The organism is Litorilinea aerophila, assembly GCF_006569185.2.
Classification (GTDB): domain Bacteria; phylum Chloroflexota; class Anaerolineae; order Caldilineales; family Caldilineaceae; genus Litorilinea; species Litorilinea aerophila.
The window spans coordinates 24,351-49,450 of the sequence record NZ_VIGC02000028.1 but is presented as its reverse complement, the minus strand read 5'-3'; the positions used below and the strand labels follow the sequence as shown (position 1 = coordinate 49,450).

Genomic DNA, 25,100 nt, shown 5'->3' with positions numbered 1-25,100 from the left:
AAAACAAGTAGGCGCCAGACGGCGGGTACCGTTTACAATCGTTGGAGTTCTTCCATGGGACGGACGCCGCTGTAGGGGCGCTGCTTGCTGGGCCCATCCCTCCCCCCTCCTTCAAAAGGCGGGCGGCGGAAAGCGGGCCACGTAGGTGGCCCGCAGCAGAATCCCCCAAAGGAAAAAGCAGACCAGCGCCATGGAGAGGGACTTCACCCGCTCATCCTCCAGGTTGCCAAAATAGGTGTAGGCGGCAGGCAGGGTAATGAGGGCGACCACGCCGTAGAGGATGTGCATGAATGGGCGCTGCAAGGCCACATCCAGCCCCTGCCAGTAGAGCAGGGCCCCCAGCCCCGTCTGGACCAGGAGGAGCAGCTCCGCCACCACGGCCGCGCCGTACCAGCTGGCGTCCAGGGGCCGGGAGCGGAGCCGCAGGAACAGCGCCCACAGCCCCAGGATGGCCACAAAGAGGGTGCTGGTGTCCGCCAGGCGTGCATGGATCTCAACCAGGCTCATGAATATCTCCCCATTGGCGTTGGTTCCATTGGTGTTGGTTTGGGTAATGGGCGGGGTGCCGTAGGGTTGTTGACTATACCGGCGCGTGCACGCTGAGATACTGTTGCAGCACGGCCGCGGCCGGCCCGCTGATATCGTAGCTGAGCCAGCGGGAGCTGGTGCCCAGGCCGTAAATGCAGCCGCCGATGACGTAGTCGTCCTGACGCATGGCCTCATCGTACCAGACCAGTTGCTCGATGTAGGCGCCAGGCCCCCACAGGCCGTAGCCATTCTCCCGCCAGTATTCCTGGAAGTCCTGCCAGCCGTGGGCATCGGGCGGGCCCGGCCGGTTGGAGACCAGGCCGTCCACCCCCAACTCGGTCATCACCAGGGGGATGGCCAGGCCGTTGGGCTGCAGGATCTGGCGGTAGACCTGGCGATAGCGCAGGGTCAGCCAGCCGGTATCCTCGGGCGAGATGCCCGGATAACGGCCCTGATCCTGCCGGGTGGTCAGGTAGTAGATGGTGGGCGCCGAGTATTCATGCAGACCCAGCCAGCCGTCATACTCCTGGGCGGCCTGCAGGGCCGGGAAGAAGTAGGGCCAGAGCTCGAAGGGCTGTTCCCCGGTGGGCTGGCCCGTGCCGAAATTGCCGATCACGCTGCGGATGCCCCGCTCGCCCAGCAGCCGGGTCCGCTCGGCCTCGAAATCGGCCAGCCGCTTCATCTCGTCGGGATTGGCGGCCACCGGCTCGTTGAAGGAGATCCAGCCGTCGAAGTAGGGACGGCGCCGGGGATCGTCCGCGTAGGGAAGGAGCTGCTCCACGAAGGCCCGGGCCGCGGCCGCGGGGTCCATCTGAGAGAGGTTGGCCTGCTCCACGTGGATGCGGCCGATCAGCCGGGTCCTGGGCGAGGTGGATTTGATCTGGGCAGCAAAGTTCGGATCCAGCTCCAGGGTCGTCACCACCGTCACCGCCTGGGTGGCCAGCAGGTCGAAGAGCTGGGGCAGGTTGCGCTCCACGTGGATGCCCAGCTTACTGGGCGGGCCCGGGGGAAAGGGTGTGGCCACCGGCGTCGGCGTGGGGGTGGGCGGCGCCGGCGTCTGGGTGGGCGTGGGCGTCTCCGTGGGATCGGGCAGGAGGGCAGCCTCCGCAGGAGCGCCATCCTTGCTCACCAGGGGCAGGTAGGCCCGATGGTCCAGGGTATCCGATCCGGCGGGTGAAAGGGGGCTGGACCGGGAAACGGGGGTGGCGGTGGCCGTGGGGTCCGCCGAGGGGGACGAGGAACGGCGACAGGCGGCCATCCAGAGGGCCGCGGCGCCGCTGGCCATACCGCTCAGGAAAAAGCGCCGGCTCCATCGTTTCGTCTCCCCGTCCGACGTGGACTTCTCCGGGGGGAGCTGGCCGGCTTTCTCAGGTACGTCTCGATTCTCCATAGTCCTCACTATAGCATTTCCGATAGGCTTGCCCCAAACGGAACATTCCCGTACAATAAAAAGATGTGGCGTGGGACAGTCTATCTGCTCGTGCCACAACCATCAACCGATTCTTACCGCAGTCATCGTCCCCTCACGGTGACCCCGTCCGGGTCGGGGACGGTACAACCAAACCAAACGGGTGCGTCCCACCTTGGGAGATACCCGCTGGCAGCCCGTTGTTCGCTGCTGTGGCCTCCCAAAGGGGTGCGTACCCCCATCATGGAAGGAGGTTGCATCATGCAGAAGTATCGGGTCAGCATCGAATACTGCGTGCAGTGAAACTACACGCCCCGGGCCATCAGTCTGATGGCCGAGATGCTGGAAAAATACACGCCCGTCATCGAACAGTTCACCCTCATCCCTTCCAGCGGCGGCCGGTTTGAAGTCACCGTGGACGACCGGCTGATCTACAGCAAAAAGGCCACCGGTCGCCATGCCGAGGAGGGGGAAGTGGCCCGGCTCTTTGAAGAGGCCACCGGCGTCAAGCCCATGCCCCGGGAGTGAACCGGTCGATGCCATCCCGCCAGTCGCCAGGCTGCCCCGGGATGGCAGGAACGGGGCTGTCCCCCAGGGGACAGCCCCCCTTTCGGGTGGCTTAAATCCCGGTCGGGATGTCGATAAACTCGAACTCGATGTCGAATTCCGCCTGCAGATGCTGCCCCAGGGCCTGTACCCCCACCGTTTCGGTGGTGTAATGCCCCCCGTAGATGACGTTGATCCCGGCATTCAGAGCCTCGTAGTATTGGGCATGGCTGGTTTCCCCGGTCAGGAACGTATCACAGCCCAGGGCCGCTGCCTCCTGGATCTGCCGGGCACCCGAACCGCTGAGGATCCCCACCCGGTGGATGATGCGGGGGCCGTGGGACTGCACCAGCTTCACCGGCCCCACCAGCTGCTCGAAGCGATCCACCAGGTAGTCCAGCTTGATCCCGTGGGGCGCGACGGCCAGGACGGCCAGGTTGACGCCGTTGACCGGCGCCCACCAATCGATCACCTCCAACCCTAAACGACGGGCCAGCTCCACATTGTTCCCCACCTCTGGATGAGCATCCAGGGCCAGGTGTGCCGCGTAGAGGTTCAGGTTGGCCTCCACCAGGGTGCGCACCAGGCGGCCAAAGGAACCCCGCAGGGGCCTGGCCTCCCCCCAGAAGATGCCGTGGTGCACCAACAGCAGGTCGGCCTGGCGTCGGAGGGCCGCTTCCACACAGGGCAGGCCGGCATCCACCGTGCCCACGATGCGCAGCACCTCTTCCCGCCCTTCCACCTGCAGCCCCTGGGGGCCGTAGTCCTTGATCTCCTCGATGCGCAGATATTCGTCCAGGTAGTTGATCAGATCCGCACGCTTCATGCTACTTGTTCATCCTCTCCGTTGATCCCCGGGCGGCCCCGTCGGACAAAACGCCGGGCCTGGCGGGCAAATTTGCGCCGGGGCAACAGCACCCGTCGCCCACAGGTCTGGCAGACCAGACCGATGTCCGCACCGACCCGCACCACTTCCCAGGTCTGGCCGCCACAGGGGTGGGCCTTGCGCATTTCCACCACGTCGCCAGGATAAAGCTGCTCATGGATCTCCATGGCTGTACCGTTCTCTCCCCGCTCCCATCAAGAGGCAGGCTCCGGCAGGGGGATAGCCTGGCCCCGCTGCCCTCGCCAGCTCAAGAACAGGCCGCCGACGGCCAGGGCAAAACTCAACAGGTAGATGGTGCCGGCCACCAGCACCCCCACGCAGGGCACGGCCCCCAGCACCCGGCTGACCACCACGATCACAGCCACGCCCAGGATCAGGGCCGGGAGGGAATCCCCGGCGGAGAGCCCCACGTAGGGCGCAAGCTGCCGCCCCAGCCAGAGGCCGGTCACCAGGGGGCTGAGCAGCCAGAGCAGGGCCGCCGCCCCCAGCAGAAAGGCCAGCACCACCAGGCCGCCGGAAAACCACCCCCAAAACAGGCCGGCCAGAAAAGCCAGGCCCGCCGCCACGGGAAGCACTGCCGCCGCCGCCAGAACGCCGTAGATGCCGGCCTCCACCGGCTGCGTGGCCAGGGCCTCGGCCGGCCCGGTCAGGCTGCGAGGAGCCAGCCGGAGCAGGATCCACGCCAACAGCAACAGCCCCAGCAGGATGAGAAATGTCCGTAAGATCCAGCCCAGGAAGCCCAGGAAGGGGTTGCGGCCCGGTGTGGTTTCTTCCCGGCTCGCGGGAGCTTCATACTCCACGGCGGCCGCCACCCCGGCCGGAATTTCCTCGGCCTGGGGCGTGGAGTAGCGCAGGACGCCCTCCACCTGGCTGGCCGGGTTGACCCGCAAGGTGTTGGCGTTCAGGGAAGCGTTGCCCGCCACCCGGCCGCTAAAGTCAATGGCCCCCATGCCGGCCGTCAAATCACCGGCCACCGAACCGGCCAGCGCGCCCTGCCCGCCCACGATGAAGGCATCACCGCCCACCGTGGCGCTCCCCAACAGCTGGATCCCCTGGGCCACCTGCCGGGGACCGGTGGGGAAGAGAAACATGCCGGGGCCCCCGCCGCCTGCCACCAGCAGATCATCGCCCACATCGCCCGAAATCACAATGCCGCCGCCGGCCAGGCGGGCGTCATCCTGGATGACGCCGGTCACCTGGATGCCGCCACCGGCCAGGATGGCATCGCCGGTGACCACACCGTTGACCTCGATGTAGCCGCCCGCGGCAATGAGGTCGCCGTCCACCGTACCGTCGATGATGATTTCGCCCCCCGCCACGTAGAGGTCATCCTGGATTACCTCCCCAGCGGGCAGGTAGTAGGTCTCGCCACCGCCCATCTGGGCGGCCTGGGCCGTCCCGGTCACAGTGGCCAGCCCCAGCAGGATCAGGATCCCCAGCACTATCCAATGCCTGGCCAGGGAATTGAGTCGAAGCCGACACCAAGCGTGCATGCACATCTCCTTTGTGCCCATGATGAAAACATCGTGCGGACGGACCAACCGGGTGGCGACGGGCGGGCCTGCGCCCCTGCGCCCCATGCGCCGCTCCTGGCAACAGTCCGTCCCCAGCTTCGGACGCAGGCGCCAACCTTCGGCCAGAGTATAGCACGCGACCCCCCTTCGCTCAAGCATGCCGGGCGATTCGTATCTCTTGACTCCGCTGCAAAAAGGGCATTTTTGAACGCAAAGGCGCAAAGAAACGCAGGAGAGAATCACCCGAATCCGCGTTCATCTGCGTGGGTCAGCGTGCTCATTTGACCTTTGTGCAGTAGAGCCATCTCTTTAAGTTCATGACGAAGCCCAGCTGCGGGCTCTACCTGCGGTGGGATAACTACACCCTGACGCGGCGCGGCTCCGGCCAATATAATATAACCGGCCAATATAAAAAGTGCGACGCCCTTGTGGCAGGGCATCGCACTTTGCCCGGCAGAAACTCGCGGATGGTTTCCACCGGCGGCTGCACCGCCGAATTTCTGCCGTGGTATTTAGCCGGTATTTACCGCTATTGATGCTGGGCTGTCGCCGGTTTCGACCTACGACTCGATGGGGGTATCCTCCCGGTTGCCATACTCCTCCCAGGAGCCGTCGTAGTTGCGCACGTTGGGGAAGCCCAACAGCTCCCGGAGGACGAACCAGGTGTGGGCGCCCCGCACGCCGGTCTGGCAGTAGGTGATGATCTCCTTGTCCGGCGTGAAGCCCGCTTTGGTGTAGAGCTCGTAGAGGCTGCGGGCATCCTTGAAGGTTCCGTCGCTGTTGACCGCGTGCACCCACTCGACGTTGATGGCGCCGGGGATGTGGCCCCCCCGGGCCGCGCGCACGTCCGTGCCGGCGTACTCGTTGGGATTCCGGGTGTCACACAGCACGGTGGACGGGTCGTCCAGATGCTCCAGCACGTACTCGGCCGTGGTGCGGATGGAGAGGTCTGGCTCGCCTGCCACGTAGTCGGTGGCCGCTACCTCCACCGGGTCGGTGCTGTAGGATTGGCCGGCCGCTTCCCACTGTTTGGTGCCGCCGTTGTAGATGCGCACGTCCTCGTGCTGGTAGTACTTCAGCACCCAATAGGCCCGGGCCGCCAGCAGGTTGTCGTTGCGGTCATAGAAGACCACCGTCTGGTCCCGGGTGACGCCCAGGCGGCTCATCAGGGCGGAGAGGGCCTCCTGGGTCAGGATCTGGCCGCGGGTGGAATCCTCCGGGTTGGTCATGTCGGCGAAGAGATCCACGTGGACTGCGCCTGGCAGATGGCCGGCGTCGTAATCTTCCTGGCTGCCCAGCTCGATAAAGCGCACGTTGGGGTCGTCCAGGTGGGCCAGGACCCACTCGGTATCCACCAACACCTCTGGCCGGGCATAGCCTTCCGGCGCCGCGGCCTGTTCACCGGCCGGGCTGGCAGCCGGCGCGGCCGGGGCAGCACAGGCTCCGGCCACCACGGCCAGCAACAACAGGGGGACGAGAATCCACTTGCGTACGTTCATGGGTTCCTTCCTCACTTGGCTCTGATCAACGTGATGCGCCATTCGGGGGAACCGGTCTCCTGGATATCGGCGCGATAGCCCAGCCGTGCGGCCTGGGTGGGAATGGTCTCCAGGGCCGGCGCGTGGTCGGTGATCACCTCCAGGCCCTCGTCGTTGGGCCCCAACTTCTTCAACGCTTCCACCGCTTTCATCATGGGGTAGGGGCAGATCTCACCCCGCACATCCAACTGCTTCAATGCCATCGTTTCACTCCTCCTTCCTCATCGCTTTCTTTATTTGATCTTTCAACAATTGACGAATCGACGCCACGCCCCAATCACTGGATCCCCAATCCCTACTGAATCCGCTGGATCACCTGTGTCCCCAGCCAGGCGCCCATGGCCAGGAAGACGGCGAAAACCCAACCGTTGACCGCCAGAGAGGGGATGGCAGAAAAGAACGCCCCGATGGTGCAGCCCATGGCGATGCCGGCCCCGTAGCCCATCACCACGCCGCCGCCCAGGGCCTGGACGTAGCGGCTCTTCTGGCGGGGCAGCCGGATTTTGAACTCGCCGGCAAAGAGGGCCGCGATGAACGAACCGAAGACCATGCCCCACACCAGGAACAGCATGTGGTGCAGAATCCCCCCATCGCCCAGCTCCAGGGCGCAGCCCGGCAGGTTGGCCGCGCCGGCCAGTTCCCCCGGCCCCACGCCCAGCCAGTTGGTGAAGCCGATCACCCAGCGGGAGACCTCGCCGGTGAAGCCCCAGGGGTGGGAGGCCAGGAAGAGCAAGACGTTCAGCCCGCCCAACACCGCCCCCCCGACGGTGGCCGTCCAGCCGTGGACGAACACCCGCCGCAGGGCGTCGTTCAGCCGGGCGGCAAAGGTCTCCTCATCGCTGCCGCGGAAGGGCAGGTCCGGGATCACCAGCCCACCCCGGCTCTCCCACCAGAGCACCAGGAGATAGACCGCGGCCAGGCCCACCAGGGTCAACGCCACGGCGCCGCCATGGCCCACATAGGCGGGCAGCCAGAGCCGGGCTCCACTGGCGATCTGGTGATCCCACCACCAGTTCCAGGTGTAGCCGGCCACCAGCAGGCCCACCATGATGCCGCCGAAACTCACCCACGAGGCCACGTACCCTTCGCCCATGCGGTAGATGCTGCCCGAGACACAGCCCCCGGCCACCACCATGCCCAGGCCGAAGAGAAGCCCGCCCAACACCACGTGCCAGCCCAGGGGAAGGACGTTGGCGCTGGGCGGCAGGATGCCCAGGCTCGGGTTGGGCACCTGCTTGCTCATGAGCAGGGCAAAGCCTACCGTGGCCACGGCCAGCCCCACCAACACGCCCTTCATGTTGCGGCCATGGCGCAGCAGGAAAATGTCTCGAAACGCGCTGGCAAAACAGAAGCGGCTTCGCTGCAACACAAAGCCAAACGCCAGGCCAAAGGCCCAAAAGAGCCCCATCTCGCCGCCGACGGCGCTGGCCATCAACAGGATGGCCAGGGCAGCCAGGGTGGCCAGCAACCCCATCCGTACATGGGCCGCCAGCCGAATCCCTTCTTCGTAGCCCAGGGAGCAGGCCAGGGCCTGCCACCCGGTGGGCCGGTTACGCTCCAGGTTACTGCTCATGATAAACCCTCACGGCTGCTGAAAGGTTGGCATGGATGGATCCATCACGGCTCCCGGGGCTCGCCATAGTGGGACCACTCGGCCCAGGAACCGTCGTAGTTGCGTACCCGGGGATAGCCCAGATGGCGCAACAGGAGATAGGTGTGGGCCGCACGGACGCCCGACTGGCAGTAGGTCACCACTTCCCGATCTGGCGTGATACCCCGGACGGCCAGCTCCGTGCGCAGCCCATCGTCATCACGCACGGCATCCCAGCTGCCCACCGGCACCCCGTTCATCCAATCCCAGTTGACCGCGCCGGGCAGGTGGCCCTGGGCATACTCGCCAGGTGTGCGGGTGTCCACCACCACCAGGTCCGCCCGCCCCAGTTGCCGACGCAGCCATGCCCGCTCCGCCAGGTGTTCGTCTCGGGGGACAGGGACGAAGGTGGTGGGCCGGGGTCGGGCCACCTCCTGGGTCCAGGGGTGGCCTTCCTCCTGCCAGCGGTCCGCGCCACCGTTGAGTATTGCCGCCCCCGTGTGGCCGTAGCGGGCCAGGGACCAGACCAGGCGGGCCGCCAGGAGTCCCCAGTTCCCGTCGTAGGCCACCACCCACGTGGTGTGATCCACCCCCAGCTCCCCCAGGCGCCGGGCGAACTGGTCCGCCGGAAGCAACATCCCCTCCACCCCGTCCACCTGGTGGCGGAGCTCCTCCAGGTCCAGGTGGATGGCGCCGGGGATGTGTCCTTCCCGATAGCTTTCCTCCGGGCGCAGGTCAAACAGGCGCAGGCTGGGATCATCCAGATGGGCTGCCAGCCACCCGGGCTGGACGATCAGGCCGGGTGGACGGGGCTGTGTCTGCGGCTGTGACATCGTTTTCCCTTGTTCCGTCACGCAGGCTCCTTTCTGCTTGCAGAAAAACAAAAACGCCGCCGGCTGAGCAGATCCGGCGGCGCTGGTCTATGCAGGTCAATAAAAAAGCGCTCAAGGGGATTGAGCGCTGTTGGTCGCATCTCCCCACTTCTCTACCGCCGGTTGCGCAGCGGAGGCAGTGGGTCGGTTTGGCTGGCGAACCCGTGGGTCACCCGGCCAGAGCCGAAGGACACTGCCTCCGCCCTGGACAGATGCAACAGGTCAAATTGAGACGGCTGGATTGCAGTGAAAGCATGACTCTGGACTGGGTTTCTCCGAGGCTGGGTTTCTCCGGGGCGGCATCAGCCGCCGCGAATTCGTCTGCATACCGGGCAGACTGGCGCGATTATAGGTGGATGGCCCCGGGCTGTCAAATTTCCCCTCATCGGGTGTTCTGAACGCCGCGGAGGCACGGCCACAGCGGCGGGGTATGGTACAATGGGGGCATTCCCAGGCCGGCTGGCTGTGAAAGGGCCCATGCCGGCGACATCACAGAGAAAGGAGATGTCACCATGAGCCAGTCCACCGCATCCGTCCAACCGGGCGCAAAGCCCACTCCACCACCGGACGATCTCAACGCCCGCATCGGTGTGCTCACCCGCCGGGAGGTGGAAGCCCGCATCCTGGCCCCCATCCTGGAGGCCCTGGGGGAGGCCTTTGGCCGGGACGAGGTTCTGGCGGTGGTGCGGGAGACCATCATCCGCATTGCCCAGGAGCAGGGCCGGGATCTGGTCCATGTCATGGGCGGCAACTCCCTGGAGCACTTCGCCGAGTCCCTGCAGTTCTGGACTCGGGACAATGCCCTGGAGATCCAGGAAGTGGCCCGTTCTCCCCAGGAATTTTCCTTCAACGTCACTCGCTGTCGCTATGCCGAGCTGTACCGGGCCCTGGGCATCCCCGAGCTGGGCGCCGTCCTCTCCTGCAACCGGGACTACGCCCTCATCCAGGGTTTCAACCCGGACGTGGAGCTCACCCGCACCCAGACCATCATGGAAGGGGCGCCCTGCTGCGACTTCCGCTACCGGCTGAAACCCCAGGCCGGCCCGGCCAGCGACGATCCCGGCGATCCCGCCCCTGCGTGACCCGTCCATGAGCCCTCCTCCGGATACCTTCAGTATCGTCATCTTCCTGCCGGAGACCATTGAACGGCGCTTCCGCCGCTGGGCCGAGGAAACACCGGGCGCCAGCTGGCCAGCCTGGGGTGGCCACATCACCCTGCTGCCCACAGCCCAGGCCAGGGCCCCTCTGGCCCAAATCCAGGAACGGGTGGAGGCCGTCTGCGCGCGCTATCACCCGTTTGAAGTACGCCTGGCCCAGCCCCGGGCCGTGCCGGATTGGACCCGCCCCCGCTACCACGCGGTCTTCCTTTCCTTCACCGACCAGGACGACATGGGCATGCGGGTGCTCCGCCGACTTCAGGAAGAGCTGGACCAGGCCACGGCCGAGCTACGCAGCGACCTCTACCCGGAATTGAAGCGGACGGACTTTATCCCCCACATCACCCTGGCCCTGGGATTGGCCCAACCGGAGGCGGATGAGATGGTGGAGCAGCTGCGGGAAATCGGCCTGGCCGCCCAGTTTGTGGTCGATACCCTGTGGATGGTGGTCTTCCAGCAGGATGGGGAGTCCGAAGAGGTTCAACGGCGGCGCATCCCGATTCCGCTGGCAGCGCCTGCCAAATAGCCGATGACTTCCCTGCAAAAAGGGCATTTTTGAACGCAAAGGCGCAAAGAAACGCAGGAGACAGTAACCCGAAGCAGCGTTCATCTGCGCGGGTCAGCTTCCTCATTTGACCTTTGTGCAGTAGAGTCAAGCCGATCCAACAGCAAATGCCGCCAATGGGAACCCATTGGCGGCATTTGCCAGGAGAAAGAAAACCCGAAAGGAGGAGAACAGATGCACCAATTCTGTTCTGTATGGGATTCTATCAGCCTGGCCGCCCGCCGCCATCGGTCAGATGTCGGGAGTTTCTGCAGCCGTTTCTACGTCAAAAGTCGGAGAAAACGGCAAACACTGCTGGCACTCCCCAGCAGACGGCGGCCGCTTGGTCAGGCTGCCTCCTGAAAGGCGCTGAAATCGGCCAGGGCCAGGATCTCGGCCCGATCGGTGAGGACTTGAACGACTTTGCCATCCATCATCCGCACCACCCGGTCCACGTACCGACACATGCGCAGGTCGTGGGTCACCATGATGCCGGCCCGGTTCTGCTCGTGGATCAGGCTGGCGAAGGTCTCCACCACCTGGTGGGCCCGTTCGGTGTCCAGGCTGGCGGTGGGTTCATCGGCCAAGACCACGCTGGGCTCGTGGATCAGGGCCCGGGCAATGGCCACCCGTTGCTGCTGGCCGCCGGAAAGCTGTTCCGGGTAGTTGTTCAGGCGGCCCCCCAACCCCAGGCGCTCCAGCAGCTCCGCTGCCCGTCGCCGATTTTCTCGACCATCTTGCCCGTTGAGGCGCAACATAAGCTCCACATTTTCCCGGGCTGTCAGGTAGGGCACCAGGTTGTTGGACTGGAAGGCAAAGCCGATGGAACGGGCGCGAAAACGGGTTCGCTCCACTTCCCCCATGGCATGCAGATCCTGACCATCGATGCGTACGGTTCCCGTCGTGGGCCGCAGGAGCCCGGCCAGGATGGCCAGCAGGGTGGTCTTGCCGGAGCCGCTGGGGCCCACCAGGGCGACAAATTCGCCAGGGGCCACGGCCAGCGACACATGATCCACTGCGGTGACCGCGGTGACCCCTTCGCCATACACCTTGCTGACCTCTATTACCTGGAGCGCTTCATCCATGCTTTCGCCTCCTGCTTCTGCCTTCTAGTCTCCAGGATCCTTCCGGGCATCCAGAAGGACTCCTCAAACGCCGTTCCCCTGGGCCGCTCACTGGGCCAGCCCCAATGCGGTCAACGGCTCCACCCGCAACAGCATCCAGACCGAGATCAATCCGCCCAGCGGGCCAATAAGCAGCAGGGCAAGGACAGCAGAGAGCACCGACTGCCCCGTGAAGACGATGGGAATGGTGGGTGGGAAGCTGAGGGAGAGCGCCAGGGACCCCCCGCTGCCCAACAATACCCCCAGGGCGTTGATGGCAACGATCTGCACCAGGGCCGCCAGGGCGATGGTCCACGGGGTAGCGCCGATGGCCTTGAGCATGCCGATCTGGGCGACCTTTTGCAAGGTCTGAATCTGGAAAAAGCCGCCCACCACCAGCACGCCAATGAAGAACGTAAAGTAGCGCTGGGTGTCCAGGGTGCTTTTCTGGGCCGTGTAGCCGGGGGTGGCTTCGTAGGCGGTTCGACGATCGACCACCTGAATGCCAGCCACCTGTTGGGTCAGGCGGCTGGCCACAACGGCCATCTCTTCGGGATGCTCCAGGCGGACGGCAATCAGGTTGGAAACCAACTCACCCTCCGCATTTCCTTCTTCGCCTTGGGGGCGCACCTTTTCCCAGGTCAGGTAGGGCAGGAAGACGGATGGCTGTAACAGGAAGCTCTGGCCATCGCTGATGCCGACCACATCCAGGGTATAGAACTGTTCCTCTGTGCCCTGAATGGATTGGATGGTGACCTTGTCGCCCACCGTCAGGCCGGTACGCACGGCTGTGTTGCGGTCCAGGATCACCTCATTGCCCCGGCTGCGGGCCAGCGGTCTCCCCAAAAGGGCCGGAGGCTCCCCGGGCTTACCGGGCTCCACGCCGATGAGGGCAATGTCCACCGGATCCTGGCCGGGCCCCAACACCAGAGTGGCCGAGGCCGTCCAGATCTGCCCCGCGTCGGCCACGCCCTCCACCCGGCGGATGGCGTTCAGCCTGGAACGGCCCAGCCGGCTGGCCCCGATGGAGAGGTCCACATTGCCCTGATAGACCAACAACTCGGCGTTCAGCTTTTCCAGGTACTCCCGGTTGCCGAGCGCCAATCCTTCGGATAGCGCCGCGATGAAGAGCACCAGGGTGGTGATGAGGGCCACCACCAGGCTGATGAGCAGGTAGCGATTTCGGTTGTGCCAGATTTCCTTGAAGGCCAGGTGAAAGGCCACGCGTCCTTGTTTCATCTTTTATTGCTGCTCCCGATAGCCATGGCTCATTCCTGGCCCGGCGCCAGGTTTACCACTGCGGTCATATTCCACAGAAGCCGGTCATCGCTCTCCAACAGGGCGATGACCGCGGTATAGACGATGTCGCCCCGCTGATCAGCCCCGATGGGCCGAATCCGGACCACCTGGCCGGGAAGGCGCAGACCGGGCAGGGCGTCGAAAGTTATCTGGACCGGCGCCCCCACTCGAATACCCACCACTTCAAATTCGGTCAGGTCTTCAGTACGCACTTCCCAACGGGAGAGATCAGCCAGCTGGAGCACCGGCTCGCCGCCGTTGACCTGCTCACCCGGGTTAATGTCCAGCCGGGCCACGGTGCCGTCAAAGGGGGCGCGCAACTCCGTTCGGCCCAGGGCTACCAGCGCCTGCTGGAGGGCGGCGGTGGCAGCGGCAACCTCGGCCTGGGCCACGGCCAGCTCTTCCGGCGTGGGGCCCGCCTCCAGGAGTTCCAGGCTGGCCTGGAACTGGCGCACCTCGGCCTCTGCTGCGGCCAGGTCTGGCGAAAGGGCGGCCTTCAATTCATCCACCCGGGCCTGGGCTTGCTGCACCTGGGCCACGGCCGCATCCACCTCAGCCTGGGTGGGGCCCTGTTGCAGGTCCAACCATCGCGCTCGGGCGGCCTCGTAATTGTTGGTAGCCTGCTGCAGGGCGGCGGATTCCGGCAGGGCGCCCACGTCGTTGCGCCACTTGACCCGGTCGTAGGCGGCCTGGGCCTGCCGCAGGGCTGCCTCGGCGTTGGCCAGCTCTGCCTGGGCGGCGATCAGGGTCTGCTGGGAAGGCCCATCCAGAACCTGCTGCAAATTGGCCTGGGCCGCGTCCAGGGCGGCTTCTGCCGCGGCCAACTGCCCGGGCGCCGAAGCCATCCGCAGCCGGTCAAGCCGGGCCTGGGCCGCGGCCAGCTGGGCCCGCATCTGTTCCACCTCCTGAGGCTGGGGGCCGGCGCGCAACTGGTCATAGCGGGCCTGGGCCTGGCGCAGGGTGGCTTCGGCCTGACTCACGGCGGTGCGCTCCCGCGCCGCATCCAGAGCCAGCAACCGTTGACCCGCCGTCACTGCCTGGCCCTCTGTCACCAGGACCTGGGCCACCATGCCGGCCGCCTGGAAGCTCAGGGTGGCCTGCCGTACAGGCACGACCCGGGCGTCCACGGTGATGGCGGCCAGCTCCGGGGACGGCGGGGCATTGGGATCGGCCGACTCCACATTGACCCGCTCATCTTGCGCTGTAGGGCCGGCCCAAACCTGCAGGCCAACCACGGTCAACACCAGTACGACCAAGAACAACAGGGCAGAAAAGAATAAGGGCTTGCGAAAAATTTTGGCTTTCATCTTCAACGATTTTCATCCTGTGATGTGAATCGGGGACGAGAACGCAGGCCATCCAAAAAGAGGGAAAGCATGGCTTCGAACATGGCCTGGCGCGAAAGGCGCTGCTGTTGGCTGAGGCTGAAGGTGATCCCATCCAGCATGGAGACAAAGAGGCCGGCCAGCAAATCTGGATCGATGGGACGGGCTTCTCCCCGCTCCTGGGCCGCGGTGAAGGCCGTGCGTAGGGGCATGAACAGGGCCTGGTAGGCCAGCCGGGCCACAAGGGCCCGGGCTTCCGGGGAAAGGGCCGGCAGGTCCGCGTGCATCATGCCCAGGAAGTGGATGGGGGGCTGCCCTCCAAACCAGTGGGTCACAGCCTCCAGTTGTGCGGCCAGGTCCGGCCCGGCCTGCTGGATGACCTCCTCCAACCCGGCCTGATGGCGGGCCATGAGGCGCTCCACCACGGCCACGTAGAGCTGCTCCTTGCCCTCGGGAAAGTGATAGTACAGGGAAGCCTGGCGGATCCCCAGGCTCTGGGCAATGTCCCGCAGGGTCACGGCGCCGTAGCCATGTTCCATAAACAGCCTTTCGGCTGCATCCAAGACCCGCTGACGGGACTCGCTGCTTTCAATCTCCACCAGACACTCCTATCCGTTCGCGGCCTCTCTCGTTGCAGATTCGTGCCGAAGTTCACTGCAGAAACCACAGGTTTCACGCATGAACCCGGAACCTGTTCCTGCATTCTAACACAAACCTACCTATCGACAGGTAGGTTATCCTCCCAAACATCAGACACTTGGGATACGCCCAAACGCCCGCGGCAATGGCATGACGTCAGGGGGCTTCTGGATTTTGACCGGGTGGATTGAAGTGGGGTATAATCGGCCTTTGTGGGCGATTCTGATATCGGGCAGGTGCACCCTGGTGGGCTGCAGCCGGCTCGCTTTGATATTCGCCTGGCGTCCAAAAACAGCGCCGAAAAAGATCAAACTTTTCAGGAATTGTGCCCGGCCGTTGCGGGCGCAAAGCCGCTGACGAAGCTTCAGGATTCATACGAGACCCGCCTGAACGCGGCTAGAAAGGAAAAACGGCATGTACGCAGTCATTCGCACCGGCGGCAAACAATATCGGGTGGCCGTCGGCGACATCCTCGAAGTGGAAAAGCTGGATGGAGAGGTGGGTGACCAGATCCAGCTGGACGATGTCTTGTTGGTCGCCAATGACGGTGAGCTCAAGGTGGGGCAGCCCAAGGTAGAAGGGGCCAGCGTCACGGCGCGCATCACGGGCCAATATCGGGGCAAGAAGATCCTGGTCTTCCGCTACCGCCCCAAGAAGCGCATTCGGGTACGCCGCGGCCATCGTCAATATTTGACCCGCCTCCAGATTGAGTCCATCGACGCGTGACGGGATCCCAGAGTCTGTGGGGTGCGTGAGCGGAGAGTAAGGAGCAAAGAGCAATGGCACACAAAAAAGGTAGTGGTTCCAGCCGCAACAACCGTGATTCGAATGCACAGCGTCTGGGCGTGAAGCGCTTCGGCGGCCAGTTCGTCCGGGCTGGCAACATTCTTGTGCGCCAGCGGGGCACCAAGTTCCATCCTGGTGTGAACGTCGGCAAGGGCAAGGATGACACCCTGTTCGCGACGATCGATGGCTACGTGGCCTTCGAGTGGGCTCGAGGGAAGCGGAAGCGAGTCAGCGTCTATCCAGAGAAGGTACAGTAAAATGAAGCCGGATATTCACCCCACCTACTATCCCAACGCCCGGGTGATCTGTTCCTGTGGCGCCACCTGGATCACCGGCAGCACGGTCCCGGAGATCCGCACCGACGTCTGCAGCACCTGCCACCCTTTCTACACGGGTGAGCAGCGCATCGTGGACACGGCCGGCCAGGTGGAACGTTTCATGAAGCGCCTGGAGCGCCGGCAGAGCGACGCCGCCCGCCGGGAGCTGCAGGCCCGTGCCCGCCGGGAAGCCGAAGAAGCGGCCCGCAAAGCACGCGCCCGGGGCGACGATCCCGAGGCGGCCGCTGCCGAGGTCCTGGCCAAATACGACCTGGACAGCTAACGGCTGCAGCGAGATCGGCAAGAAAGTGAGAAATTCAGGGCAGAGGCTGGCGTCTCTGCCCTGTTGATTTTCCCCTTGGCAGGAATGGACCCCATGCACTACCAACCCAGTGGCGGCTGGATTGAGCTGATCTGCGGCTCCATGTTCAGCGGCAAGACGGAAGAACTGCTGCGCCGGGTACGTCGGGCCGAGATTGCCCGCAAACGGGTGCAGCTCTTCAAACCCCAGCTGGACCACCGCTATGGCCTGGACCGGGTCACCTCCCACAACGGCCTTTCCCGGGAAGAGGTCATCGTGGTGGAAAAGGCCGAAGAGATCCTGCCCCTGGTACTGCCCGAGACGGAGGTGATCGCCATCGACGAGGTCCAGTTCTTCGACTGGAGCATCGCCGACGTCTGTACCGTGCTGGCCGACCAGGGCAGGCGGGTGATCCTGGCTGGGCTGGACCAGGATTTCCGGGGCGAGCCCTTTGGTCCCATGCCCCTGCTCATGGCCCTGGCCGAACGGGTGGATAAACTCCACGCCATCTGTGTGGTCTGCGGCGCGTCGGCCAGCCGAACCCAGCGCCTCATCGACGGCCGGCCTGCCCGCTACGACGATCCCATCATCCTGGTAGGCGGCAGCGAGCGCTACGAGGCCCGCTGCCGAAACTGTCACCAGGTCCCCGGGAAGCCCGGCGCCGCCGACTGAGCCGGCGATTCCGCCGGCGGCTGCAGTCGGGACTTCCCTCCTCCCCCAGGCCCCGCCCCTTTCCCCGTTCCATCTCCAGGTTCTGCTGCAAAAGGGTCAAATGAGGACGCTGCCCCACGCAGATGAACGCGGATTCGGGTGATTCTCTCCTGCCACTATCTTTGCAGATCCGATCCACAGAACCCAGGCGGATGAAAGGATGACGACGGCTGCGCAGCATGTAGTCGTAGGCGGGGCGAATCATGATTCGCCCCGCCTACGACCTGGTGCCCGTTTCCGTAGGGGCGGGCCTCTGTGCCCCCCGCTGTCGCCAATCGCGAAAGGGTGCCGGTTTGCTGTAGCGGCTCCCAGCCGCCCCATGGGGCCGGACCCAGATCGCTGGACAGAGATGCTGGCGCTGTCCTACGGCGTTGTGGCGGCAGGCTCGGCGGGGTTGACGCCCGTCAGGGCAGCCAGCTGCTCCAGAACCGCCTGCAGGGCATCCATTTCAGCACCGTAGCCAGCCCAGTTGCCGTCCCGCAGATAGTCCTGGGCCCGCTGGAAATGCTCGTTGGCCTGGCGGATCAACTCGGCCACGGAGCCGGTGGACCCAGCAGCCGGGCTCCCGCCATCCACTGCGCCGCTACTTTCACCCGGGAGGGGCGAGCCGGTACTGGCTGCCAGTTCGGCCACGGCGCTGTCCGCCAGCACATCCCGCCCGAAGAGCTCCACCAGGGCCAACCCCAGATTTTCGGCCATCACCACCCGGTCGGCCGTGGCCAGGATGACCCGCTTCAGCTCGGGGATCTTGCCGTTGGCCGCCTGCAGGTAGAGGGGCTCCACGTAGAGCAGGCTGTTGTTGATGGGGATGACCAGCAGGTTCCCCCGGATCACGTCGCTGCCCTGCTGGTTCCAGAGGCTGAGCTGGGCGCTGATGACAGGGTCCTGATCGATGCGGGCTTCGATCTGCTTGGGCCCGTAGAAGAGGGTATCCTTGCCGAATTCATAGACCAGCTGCTGACCGTACTTGCCCGGGTCGTTCTGGACGGCCATCCACGCGATCATGTTTTCCCGATTGGCCGGGGTAAAGGGCAGGATCAGGACAAAGTCCAGGTCGTTGCTGCCCGGCAGCTGCATGAGCACGTAGTAGGGCTCGATGCGCTGGGGCTGATCGGCGAAGATCTCCTCGGGCCAGGCCCAGACGTCCTCCTTGTTGTAGAACTGGTTGACGTCGGTCATGTGGTAGGTGCGATACATCTCTGCCTGCACCGAGAAGAGGCCCACCGGATAGCGGATGTGGGCCTGGAGGCCGGCGGGTATGGCGCTGAGAGGCCGGAAGAGGTCCGGGAAGATCTGCCGGTAGGCCGCGGTGATGGGCTCGTTCTCGTCCATGACGTAGAAGGCCATGGTGCCGTCGTAGGCGTTGGTCACCACCTTGACCGGGTTGCGGATGTAGTTGATGGAGCCAAAGGGCTCGCTGTATGGGAAGCGATCGCTGACCGTATACGCGTCCAACATCCAGTAGAGGCGGCCATCTTCGCCGATGACGATGTACGGGTCCTGGTCGTAGCGCAGGAAGGGCGCCACCTCCTGGATGCGCTCCAGGATGTTGCGCCGCCACAGGAGCTGGCTGTCGGGCTGGATGTCCTGGTTGAGGAGGATGTTGATATCGGCGAAACGCACGGCAAAGAGCAGGCGCTTCCAGAAGGTCATGGCGATGCCCGTGTCTGCCGTGAAGCGGGTGGTGACGTTCTCGCCTTCCCGGGGGAAGTCAAACTCGGGCTCGGTTGTGCGGACAATGACGTAGTCGTTGGTGAGCTCGCCGAAGTAGATCTGGGGCTGGGTGATGGGAATGGCCCCCTGGGGCGGCAGGTCCTTGAGCAGAAACTCGGGCAGACCATCCCGGGTGACCTGGGCCACCGGCGAGGCGGCCACGCCATAGCCGTGGGTATAGACCAGCTTGCGGTTCACCCAGGTCTGGGCGTTCTGGTTCAGCCGTTCCGGCACCAACTCCCGGGCAGCCAGCATCACCTGGCGCCGCTCGCCCTCGATGGTGTAGCGGTCGATGTCGATGTCGTTGAACTCGTAGTACTGACGCAGGGCCTGGATCTGGTTGTAGGTCTGGAGCAGGGGCCGGTAATCCCAGAGGCGGATGTTGCGCACGGTCTGGGGCTCGGCCAGGAGGGATTCGGCCGTGAGCTGGTTGGAGGCGTCGTAGGAGCGAACCTCGATGCGATCCAGGTCATAGGCCAGTCGGGTGAACTGGATGTTGTTCTCGATGTAGGGGCGCTCCAGGTTCAGCTCGTTGGGGCTCACCTGGAAACGCTGCACCAGGCCGGGATAGAAATTGCCGGCCAGAATGGCCACGGCCACCCAGATGACCAGCACGGCCACGATGGCCCGCCACGCCTGGCGCAGGTAGACGGTCACCACCAGCAGCACCGCGGTGACCAGGGTGACGATGCTCAGGATGTTGTACGCAGGCAGCTGGGCCTTGACGTCGGTGTAGCCGGCCCCGAAGACGGCGCCCCGGGTGCTGTAGACCAGCTGGTAGGCATCCAGACGATACTGCCAGGCAATCAGCAACAGGATCAACGCGCCCAGCACGCTCAGATGGGCCAGTACGGGCGTCCGCACCCGCCAGGTTCGCCAGCCCACGCCAGCCACAAAGGCTGTGGCCAGCAGGGTGATGACGATGACGCTCATGAGCCAGTTGCGGGCCAGCTGCCAGATGGGGAGGGTAAAGATGAAAAAGCCCACATCCCGGTTGAAGACAGGGTCAGTGACCTGGAACGGCGCCTGGTTTAAGTAGAGGAGGAGCTCTTCCCAGTGAGAGGAGAGGCTGCCCCCCAGAATCAGGGCCAGCAGGACGCCGCCGCCCAGGATGATGGAGGTGATGCGGATGCCCAGTGCGTTCGCGATCTGGTCCAGCGCGGTGTTGGCCAACCCGGCCGGCGCCAGCCGCCGAGCCAGGAGAACATTCAAGGCCAGGAAAATCCAGAAGAAGAGGGCCCCGGCCAGAAAGAGCCCGAAGGAAGCCAGGAACCGGGTCACAAAGACCCGCTCAAAGCCCAGGCTCTCATACCAGTACCAGTCGGTGTAAAAGCCCACGATCCGGTTGAAGAAGATCAACAGGAGCAAGGGCAGGAGGAACCAGAGGATCCGCCGGGGGTTGCCCTGGGAACCCGCCGCGCGGCGCTCCGACTCGGGCGGGATCCAGTCGCCCTCGCCCTGCAGGTTTTCTTCAATGGAGCGGATCAGATCGGCAAAAGGATCGTTTTGTCGCATGCTCGCTTCCTCAAACCTCACGTCAGGCCGGGAGGACCGTGCCTGAAACGGCTTAACGGCTTCAATCCAGGGGGTCGTCTGTCAATCGGTCCCTGTCATTGTAACAGACTTTGACCGATCCTGCCCGTGGGATGCCTTCCAGGAGGCGCATCGGACCCATTCCCAGGCAGGTCCGCAACTTGCGGGAATGGCCTGGCCCGGCTATCATGCGCCCATGACCGGTAAATCCTGGCCCGATCCCCTACAACGTCCGGAGCCCGCCCGGGTGGCCTGGCTGCTGGAAGCCTTCTGGCAGAAGCTGGACGAGCTGCCCGATCTGCTTCAGCGGGAGGAACACCTGCTGGCAGCCGAGTGTATCGCCTCCCTGCGCGCGCTGATCCTGGAGATGATGCTGGCCCTCAACGGCATCCGCCGGCCAGAACGAACCCGCCACCTCAACACCTACCTGAGCGACAGCCAGCGGGCCGCGCTGGAAAAGACCCTGCTCGTGCCCAGGGTCAACGCGGAAAGCTGGATCGGCCACGCCGTTGCCCTGGTGGTCATCTACCGCTGGTACGCGCCCCAACTGGTGGACCGCTATCAGATCCCCTACCCGCAAACCGTGGAGCAGACCGTGTGGCAACGCCTGGAGCGCACGCTGCCGGACTGGCCACGCCAGATCCACACCGACTGAAGGACCCGGCCGGCCATGGCTACCCCACCGACCGTCCTTTTCGTGGCGCCCTTCGGGCTGCGCCAGAAGGGCACCGTCCGGGCCCGCACCCTGCCCCTGGCCCGAGAGTTGGCCCGCCGCGGCCATTCGGTTACGGTGCTGATTCCCCCCTGGGACAGCCCCCAGGATGCCGGCCACCGCTGGGATGACCAGGGCGTCCATGTGGTGCATGTGCCCCTGGCTGGCGGACCGCCCCTGGTGTTGGCGCGGCTCCTGCAGGAGATAGGCCGCAGCCGGCCAGACATCGTTCACGTGGTCAAGCCCCGGGCCTACGCCGGGCTGGTTCAGTGGTGGCTCTGGCAGCGCCGGGGAGCTGCCCACCTCCGCCTGCTCCTGGATGTGGACGACTGGGAGCAGGCCTGGGCGCCCATCAACGGCTATCCCTGGCCCCTGGCCCGCTTCCTGGCCTGGCAGGAGGAATGGGGCATCCGCCACGCCCATGGCATCACCGCGGCCAGCCGCTGGCTGGTAGAGCGCATCAGCCAGGTGGCGCCCCACCTCCCCGTCTGCTACCTGCCCAATGGGGTAGACCCGCCGGAAGAGTCGACTGAACCGGTAGCCGCGGGGCGGGATGTGCTCTTCTTCACCCGCTTCGTGGAAGTGGAGCCCGCCTGGCTGGCCCAATTCTGGCAGGCCCTGCGGCCACAGGCCCCCGACACCCAACTGCTGGTGGCCGGCCAGGCCGTGAATCCCGCCGTGGCGCGGCGCTTCCGAGAGCGTCTGCCCCTCCCCCATGATGAACAGGAAGGCATCCAGTGGCTGGGTTACGTGGACCCGTCCACTCTGGACAGGCTCTATCGCCGGGCCGGGTGCGCCATCTTTCCGGCCATGGAGACGCCCCTGCACCAGGCCAAGTGCAGCGTGCGCCTGGCTACCACCCTGCTTCAGGGCATCCCGGTGGTGGCCAGCGCGGTGGGCGAACAGGCGGCCTATGGCGCCGAGGGCGCAGCCTGGCTACTGCCCGCCGACGCCACGCCGGCCCAGTTCGCGGCCGCGGTGGCCCAGGTGCTCCAGACACCGGAGCGGGGCCGTATCCTGGCCCAACGCGCCCGGGAAAGGCTGCTCACCCGATACGCATGGGCCCATCTGGGCCGACGGCTGGAGGAGTTCTATGGAACCATTCAAGGCTAAACCGCTCTCCGCCAACCCCAGGGACGCCGCGTCCCCGTGGGAGGCCTGGCCCCTGGGCAGGCTGATCCACAGCTGGGGGCCGGCCCTGATCAACATGGCCGTCATCTTCTGGCTGAGCAGCCAGCCCCAGTTGGGCGGCCCCCACTGGCTGGAAGAGCTGGTGCGCGGCTGGCTGCAAGAAGGTCCCCTGCTGGAGCGGGTGCTGCCCGTGGTGGCTTGGGTGGAGCCGTACACCTCCTGGGCCGGTCACCTGGTGGCCTATGGATGTCTGGCCCTGGCCCTCCTCTGGGGGATCCGGCGGCAGTGGCCGGCCCGGCCTGGGGCCTGGCGGCTGGCCTGGTTGGGCGCCCTCCTCTACGGCCTGACCGACGAGTGGCACCAGCACTTTGTGCCGGGTCGCCACACCGACTGGCGGGATCTGCTCACGGACGGCATCGGGGCTGGGCTGGCCCTGGCGGCCGCCTATCTCTGGCAGCGTCACCGCCGCACATAGATAGGATTGCTGAAAATCCAGCCCCGGGACTTGCCCCACCGCTCCAGCCAGACCTCCACCCGGTAGACGCCCGGTGCTGGATCCTGGTGGAACAGCTCCCGACCCACCTGCCTGGCCACGGTCCGGCCGTTGCGCAGCAGCCGGATCTCCGCCAGCCTGGGCACCTGGACCCGGAAACAGGTGCGCCGGCCAGGGGTGGGGACCTCCAGGGTGTCGCCCATGATGGCGTGGGGAGCGCCGTTGGCCGGCGGCAGCTCACCGTCGGGCAGTTGCCAGGCCTGAAAGCGAAAGCCCCGGCTGGGCGCCACCAGGTCGTAGCCGACCCAACAGTGGCCAGCCTGGAGGGCGGAGAGTAGCAGCTGGTGGTCATGTTGCACCGGCTCTGCAGATGCATCCAGCTCCCCGTTTGCGCCCAGGAAGGGCCGCTCCGCCAGGATGTGGGTGTTGAGGGCCCGCAGACAGTGGAGGTACGGCAGGAAGCAGCGCTCCAGCGGCCCCATGCGGAAACGCCAGGCATGGGCATCGGTCCCGCCGATGGCCACCACAGCCCGACTCTGGGTCAGCTCATCCCACTTGCGCAGCATGTCCGGAACCGGGCCGACGGTGAAGCGGTGGGGAAAGAGGGCCACCAACAGGGCCCGCAGCCGGGATGTGATGAACCCCCGGAAGCCACACATGTAGTTCCAGATCTCCACGCCCGTGTAACCGGAAACGTTCCAATCCTCCCAGCTGTAGTGTTGGGGCATGAGCGCCGTATATTCCTCCACCGGATGGGCCAGGAAGGAGAGGCCGTCCTGGCGGCGCACCCCGTCGATCAGGGACTGGGGAGATGGTGCCAGGTGGCTCACATCCTGACGGACGCCCAGGCAGAGCAGGTGGTTGCGCTGGGGGACCCGATGGACGTCATGAACCTCCTGGCCCACCAGGGTCAACACCCCCCGGCGATAGCCTTCCTCCTGGCTCCGCACCAGCACGTTGTGGTCGGTGGCGTAGACGAAGTCCAGCCCCGCGGCCCGGGCGGCGTCGATCACCTCGTCGAAGGTGCCGGTGCCGTCGCTGTGGGTGGTGTGCAGGTGGATGTTCCCGTGATATTCATGCCACATGGTTCATGCCCCATGTCCATGCTATCGGGCCAGGCATCGGAGCTAACCAGGGAGGGGCAGGCGAGGATACTTGCGGCCGGACTCTTCCCCCTGGGCCCGTTCGGCTTCCCGGGCGGCGATCTCTGCGGCCAGCTTCTGTCGGGCCCGGTAGCGCTGGCGTTCCCGGGCCACCCAGCGGGCCGGATCCAGGCCGGCGTCGATGCAGCGGGCGGAGATCAGGTAACCCGTGTGGGCGATCATGGAATCCTCGGGGCGCAGCCGGTCGGGCACTGGCTTGTAGCGGCGCAGGAGGAGCTCTTCCACCGCCACGTCGGCAAAGTTGGCCGATTCCAGGGCGGCGATGAGGTCACTCACCTGATTGGTGGTGGGCACCAGGGAAGCGAAGAAGCCTCCCGGGCACAGGGCGGCCCGCACCTGTTCCAGGTAGCGCCAGGGCTCTCGCACGTCCAGGAAGACGGCGTCCACATTCTTCTGGCCAAACCCCTGGTCGATGGAAGCCTGAAAGAGGCGGACGTAGGGCAGCAGGCCGATGCGCTCCAGGTTGCGCCGGGCCAGGTGGTGGATCTCCACCCGGGTCTCGTAGCTGTAGACCACGCCGGTGGGCGCCACGGCCCAGGCCAGGGCCGTGGTCAGGCTACCGCTTCCCGTGCCGGCCTCCACCACCCGGGAGCCGGCCCGCAGGTTGAGCCGGTGCACCAGGTAGGCGGCGTCTTTGGGATAGATGATCTGGGTGCCCCGCTTGAGGTGCATCATCAGATCGCCCAGGCCGGGCTGGAGCACCAGGGCCGGCTGCTCCAGCTGGCTGTAGACCGCACTGCCCCAGCGGCTGCCGATGATCTGATCGTGGGCATAGATCCCCTGGTGGGTGTGAAACTCCTGGCCGGGCTGGAGGGTGAGGAGGTAGCGCTTCTGGTCCGAAGTGACCAGCAGGGCCAGGTCACCCGGCCGGGCGTGGTCGGCTGTGGGCTTGAACCAGGGCGAGAGGGCAGACTCCTCCTGCCCGGAAGGTTGCTGCTCGGCAGGTTGGGCCTGTTGAATTTCAGAAGGACCAGAGTTGGGCATAGGACTCCAAAGCTGTTCTGTTGGCCCGAACGGCCTTGTCCAGCCGTCCGGCAGGGCTCAGGCGCGACACCGTTCCGGCAGGTTGGTCTTCCGGAAGGACAGGGCCCCCATGGCCCCGCTGCGGCATTATACCGTAGGCTGGCGTCGGTTCCAATCGGTCCTCCCCGGGTATACGCCGGGCTTCGCCCATCGGACAGGGCGGCGCCCAATGGCGGGTGCCCCCCGGGCGCGCCTCTGGGCCCCTGTCCCTACATTCTGCATCGACGATTCTGAACTATACCGCCCTCCTAGGGCACATTGACAACT

The 25,100-nt window shown here is 65.4% G+C and carries 24 protein-coding genes and 2 pseudogenes; 10 read left to right on the top strand and 16 right to left on the bottom strand.

Annotation, left to right across the window (positions count from 1 at the left end):
* Nucleotides 1–111 precede the first annotated feature (111 nt).
* The gene (locus FKZ61_RS18610; RefSeq protein ID WP_141611646.1) at nt 112–507 is read right to left on the bottom strand and encodes a hypothetical protein; all 396 of its coding nucleotides are present in this window, start codon (nt 505–507) and stop codon (nt 112–114) included.
* A gap of 73 nt (nt 508–580) precedes the next feature.
* Entirely contained in the window at nt 581–1,918 is a 1,338-nt protein-coding gene (locus tag FKZ61_RS18605; RefSeq protein WP_211358633.1) for a hypothetical protein, read from the bottom strand.
* A 333-nt stretch (nt 1,919–2,251) separates the two neighbouring features.
* Here FKZ61_RS18605 and FKZ61_RS18600 point away from each other — a divergent pair.
* A pseudogene (locus tag FKZ61_RS18600) lies at nt 2,252–2,464 on the top strand (SelT/SelW/SelH family protein); the annotation flags it as partial.
* 91 nt (nt 2,465–2,555) lie between these two features.
* On the opposite strand, the gene FKZ61_RS18595 reads toward FKZ61_RS18600, so the two are convergent.
* From FKZ61_RS18595 to FKZ61_RS18565, 7 genes are all read right to left on the bottom strand, one after another.
* The gene (locus FKZ61_RS18595) at nt 2,556–3,308 is read right to left on the bottom strand and encodes a Nif3-like dinuclear metal center hexameric protein (protein WP_141611644.1); all 753 of its coding nucleotides are present in this window, start codon (nt 3,306–3,308) and stop codon (nt 2,556–2,558) included.
* A complete protein-coding gene (locus tag FKZ61_RS18590; RefSeq protein WP_141611643.1) occupies nt 3,305–3,535 on the bottom strand; it encodes a DUF951 domain-containing protein in 231 nt (76 codons plus the stop codon). Before FKZ61_RS18590 ends, FKZ61_RS18595 begins: the two co-directional genes overlap by 4 nt.
* Before the next feature lie 27 nt (nt 3,536–3,562).
* A complete protein-coding gene (locus FKZ61_RS18585) occupies nt 3,563–4,861 on the bottom strand; it encodes a DUF342 domain-containing protein (protein WP_141611642.1) in 1,299 nt (432 codons plus the stop codon).
* A 581-nt stretch (nt 4,862–5,442) separates the two neighbouring features.
* Entirely contained in the window at nt 5,443–6,381 is a 939-nt protein-coding gene (locus FKZ61_RS18580) for a sulfurtransferase (RefSeq protein WP_141611641.1), read from the bottom strand.
* 11 nt (nt 6,382–6,392) lie between these two features.
* A complete protein-coding gene (locus tag FKZ61_RS18575) occupies nt 6,393–6,623 on the bottom strand; it encodes a sulfurtransferase TusA family protein (protein WP_141611640.1) in 231 nt (76 codons plus the stop codon).
* A gap of 92 nt (nt 6,624–6,715) precedes the next feature.
* The gene (locus FKZ61_RS18570) at nt 6,716–7,993 is read right to left on the bottom strand and encodes a YeeE/YedE family protein (protein ID WP_141611639.1); all 1,278 of its coding nucleotides are present in this window, start codon (nt 7,991–7,993) and stop codon (nt 6,716–6,718) included.
* A gap of 44 nt (nt 7,994–8,037) precedes the next feature.
* Nucleotides 8,038–8,844 carry a sulfurtransferase gene (locus FKZ61_RS18565; protein WP_141611638.1) on the bottom strand — a complete coding sequence of 269 codons (807 nt, stop codon included), beginning with the start codon at nt 8,842–8,844 and terminating at the stop codon, nt 8,038–8,040.
* A 551-nt stretch (nt 8,845–9,395) separates the two neighbouring features.
* Here FKZ61_RS18565 and FKZ61_RS18560 point away from each other — a divergent pair.
* Both FKZ61_RS18560 and FKZ61_RS18555 read left to right on the top strand, forming a co-directional pair.
* Nucleotides 9,396–9,965, top strand: a complete 570-nt coding sequence (locus FKZ61_RS18560) for an L-2-amino-thiazoline-4-carboxylic acid hydrolase (protein WP_229964315.1) — start codon at nt 9,396–9,398, stop codon at nt 9,963–9,965.
* 7 nt (nt 9,966–9,972) lie between these two features.
* Nucleotides 9,973–10,566, top strand: coding sequence for a 2'-5' RNA ligase family protein (locus FKZ61_RS18555; RefSeq protein WP_141611637.1), 594 nt, complete (start codon nt 9,973–9,975; stop codon nt 10,564–10,566).
* 365 nt (nt 10,567–10,931) lie between these two features.
* Here the strand turns inward: FKZ61_RS18555 and FKZ61_RS18550 are convergent, their stop codons facing one another.
* The 4 genes from FKZ61_RS18550 to FKZ61_RS18535 form a co-directional block, all read right to left on the bottom strand.
* The gene (locus FKZ61_RS18550) at nt 10,932–11,669 is read right to left on the bottom strand and encodes an ABC transporter ATP-binding protein (protein ID WP_141611636.1); all 738 of its coding nucleotides are present in this window, start codon (nt 11,667–11,669) and stop codon (nt 10,932–10,934) included.
* Nucleotides 11,670–11,756: 87 nt separating this feature from the next.
* Nucleotides 11,757–12,926 carry an ABC transporter permease gene (locus tag FKZ61_RS18545; RefSeq protein WP_141611635.1) on the bottom strand — a complete coding sequence of 390 codons (1,170 nt, stop codon included), beginning with the start codon at nt 12,924–12,926 and terminating at the stop codon, nt 11,757–11,759.
* A 29-nt stretch (nt 12,927–12,955) separates the two neighbouring features.
* Nucleotides 12,956–14,293, bottom strand: coding sequence for an HlyD family secretion protein (locus FKZ61_RS18540; protein WP_141611634.1), 1,338 nt, complete (start codon nt 14,291–14,293; stop codon nt 12,956–12,958).
* A gap of 2 nt (nt 14,294–14,295) precedes the next feature.
* Nucleotides 14,296–14,910: a TetR/AcrR family transcriptional regulator gene (locus FKZ61_RS18535; RefSeq protein WP_211358631.1), complete on the bottom strand. Its 615-nt coding sequence runs from the start codon at nt 14,908–14,910 to the stop codon at nt 14,296–14,298.
* Between the two features lie 454 nt (nt 14,911–15,364).
* Here FKZ61_RS18535 and rplU point away from each other — a divergent pair, with 454 nt between their 5' ends.
* The 4 genes and pseudogenes from rplU (at nt 15,365) to FKZ61_RS18515 (ending at nt 17,026) form a co-directional block, all read left to right on the top strand.
* Entirely contained in the window at nt 15,365–15,676 is a 312-nt protein-coding gene (rplU, locus tag FKZ61_RS18530; protein WP_141611633.1) for a 50S ribosomal protein L21, read from the top strand.
* A 53-nt stretch (nt 15,677–15,729) separates the two neighbouring features.
* The gene (gene rpmA, locus FKZ61_RS18525; protein WP_141611632.1) at nt 15,730–15,993 is read left to right on the top strand and encodes a 50S ribosomal protein L27; all 264 of its coding nucleotides are present in this window, start codon (nt 15,730–15,732) and stop codon (nt 15,991–15,993) included.
* Nucleotide 15,994: 1 nt separating this feature from the next.
* Nucleotides 15,995–16,198 (top strand): annotated as a pseudogene (rpmE, locus tag FKZ61_RS24515) (50S ribosomal protein L31); the annotation flags it as partial.
* Between the two features lie 231 nt (nt 16,199–16,429).
* A complete protein-coding gene (locus FKZ61_RS18515; protein ID WP_229964314.1) occupies nt 16,430–17,026 on the top strand; it encodes a thymidine kinase in 597 nt (198 codons plus the stop codon).
* Between the two features lie 402 nt (nt 17,027–17,428).
* Here the strand turns inward: FKZ61_RS18515 and FKZ61_RS18510 are convergent, their stop codons facing one another.
* Complete coding sequence (locus tag FKZ61_RS18510) at nt 17,429–20,293, bottom strand: UPF0182 family membrane protein (protein ID WP_141611630.1); 2,865 nt, start codon at nt 20,291–20,293, stop codon at nt 17,429–17,431.
* A 214-nt stretch (nt 20,294–20,507) separates the two neighbouring features.
* On the opposite strand from FKZ61_RS18510, the gene FKZ61_RS18505 reads away from it, so the two are divergent.
* The 3 genes from FKZ61_RS18505 to FKZ61_RS18495 are packed head-to-tail and all read left to right on the top strand — an operon-like array spanning nt 20,508 to nt 22,629.
* A complete protein-coding gene (locus FKZ61_RS18505) occupies nt 20,508–20,966 on the top strand; it encodes a hypothetical protein (protein ID WP_141611629.1) in 459 nt (152 codons plus the stop codon).
* A gap of 15 nt (nt 20,967–20,981) precedes the next feature.
* Nucleotides 20,982–22,136, top strand: coding sequence for a glycosyltransferase family 4 protein (locus FKZ61_RS18500; protein ID WP_141611628.1), 1,155 nt, complete (start codon nt 20,982–20,984; stop codon nt 22,134–22,136).
* A complete protein-coding gene (locus FKZ61_RS18495) occupies nt 22,117–22,629 on the top strand; it encodes a VanZ family protein (RefSeq protein ID WP_141611627.1) in 513 nt (170 codons plus the stop codon). Before FKZ61_RS18500 ends, FKZ61_RS18495 begins: the two co-directional genes overlap by 20 nt.
* Here the strand turns inward: FKZ61_RS18495 and FKZ61_RS18490 are convergent.
* Complete coding sequence (locus FKZ61_RS18490) at nt 22,614–23,732, bottom strand: CehA/McbA family metallohydrolase (protein ID WP_141611626.1); 1,119 nt, start codon at nt 23,730–23,732, stop codon at nt 22,614–22,616. The genes FKZ61_RS18495 and FKZ61_RS18490 overlap by 16 nt on opposite strands.
* A gap of 42 nt (nt 23,733–23,774) precedes the next feature.
* Nucleotides 23,775–24,794 carry a tRNA (adenine-N1)-methyltransferase gene (locus FKZ61_RS18485; RefSeq protein WP_141611625.1) on the bottom strand — a complete coding sequence of 340 codons (1,020 nt, stop codon included), beginning with the start codon at nt 24,792–24,794 and terminating at the stop codon, nt 23,775–23,777.
* Between the last annotated feature and the right edge of the window lie 306 nt (nt 24,795–25,100).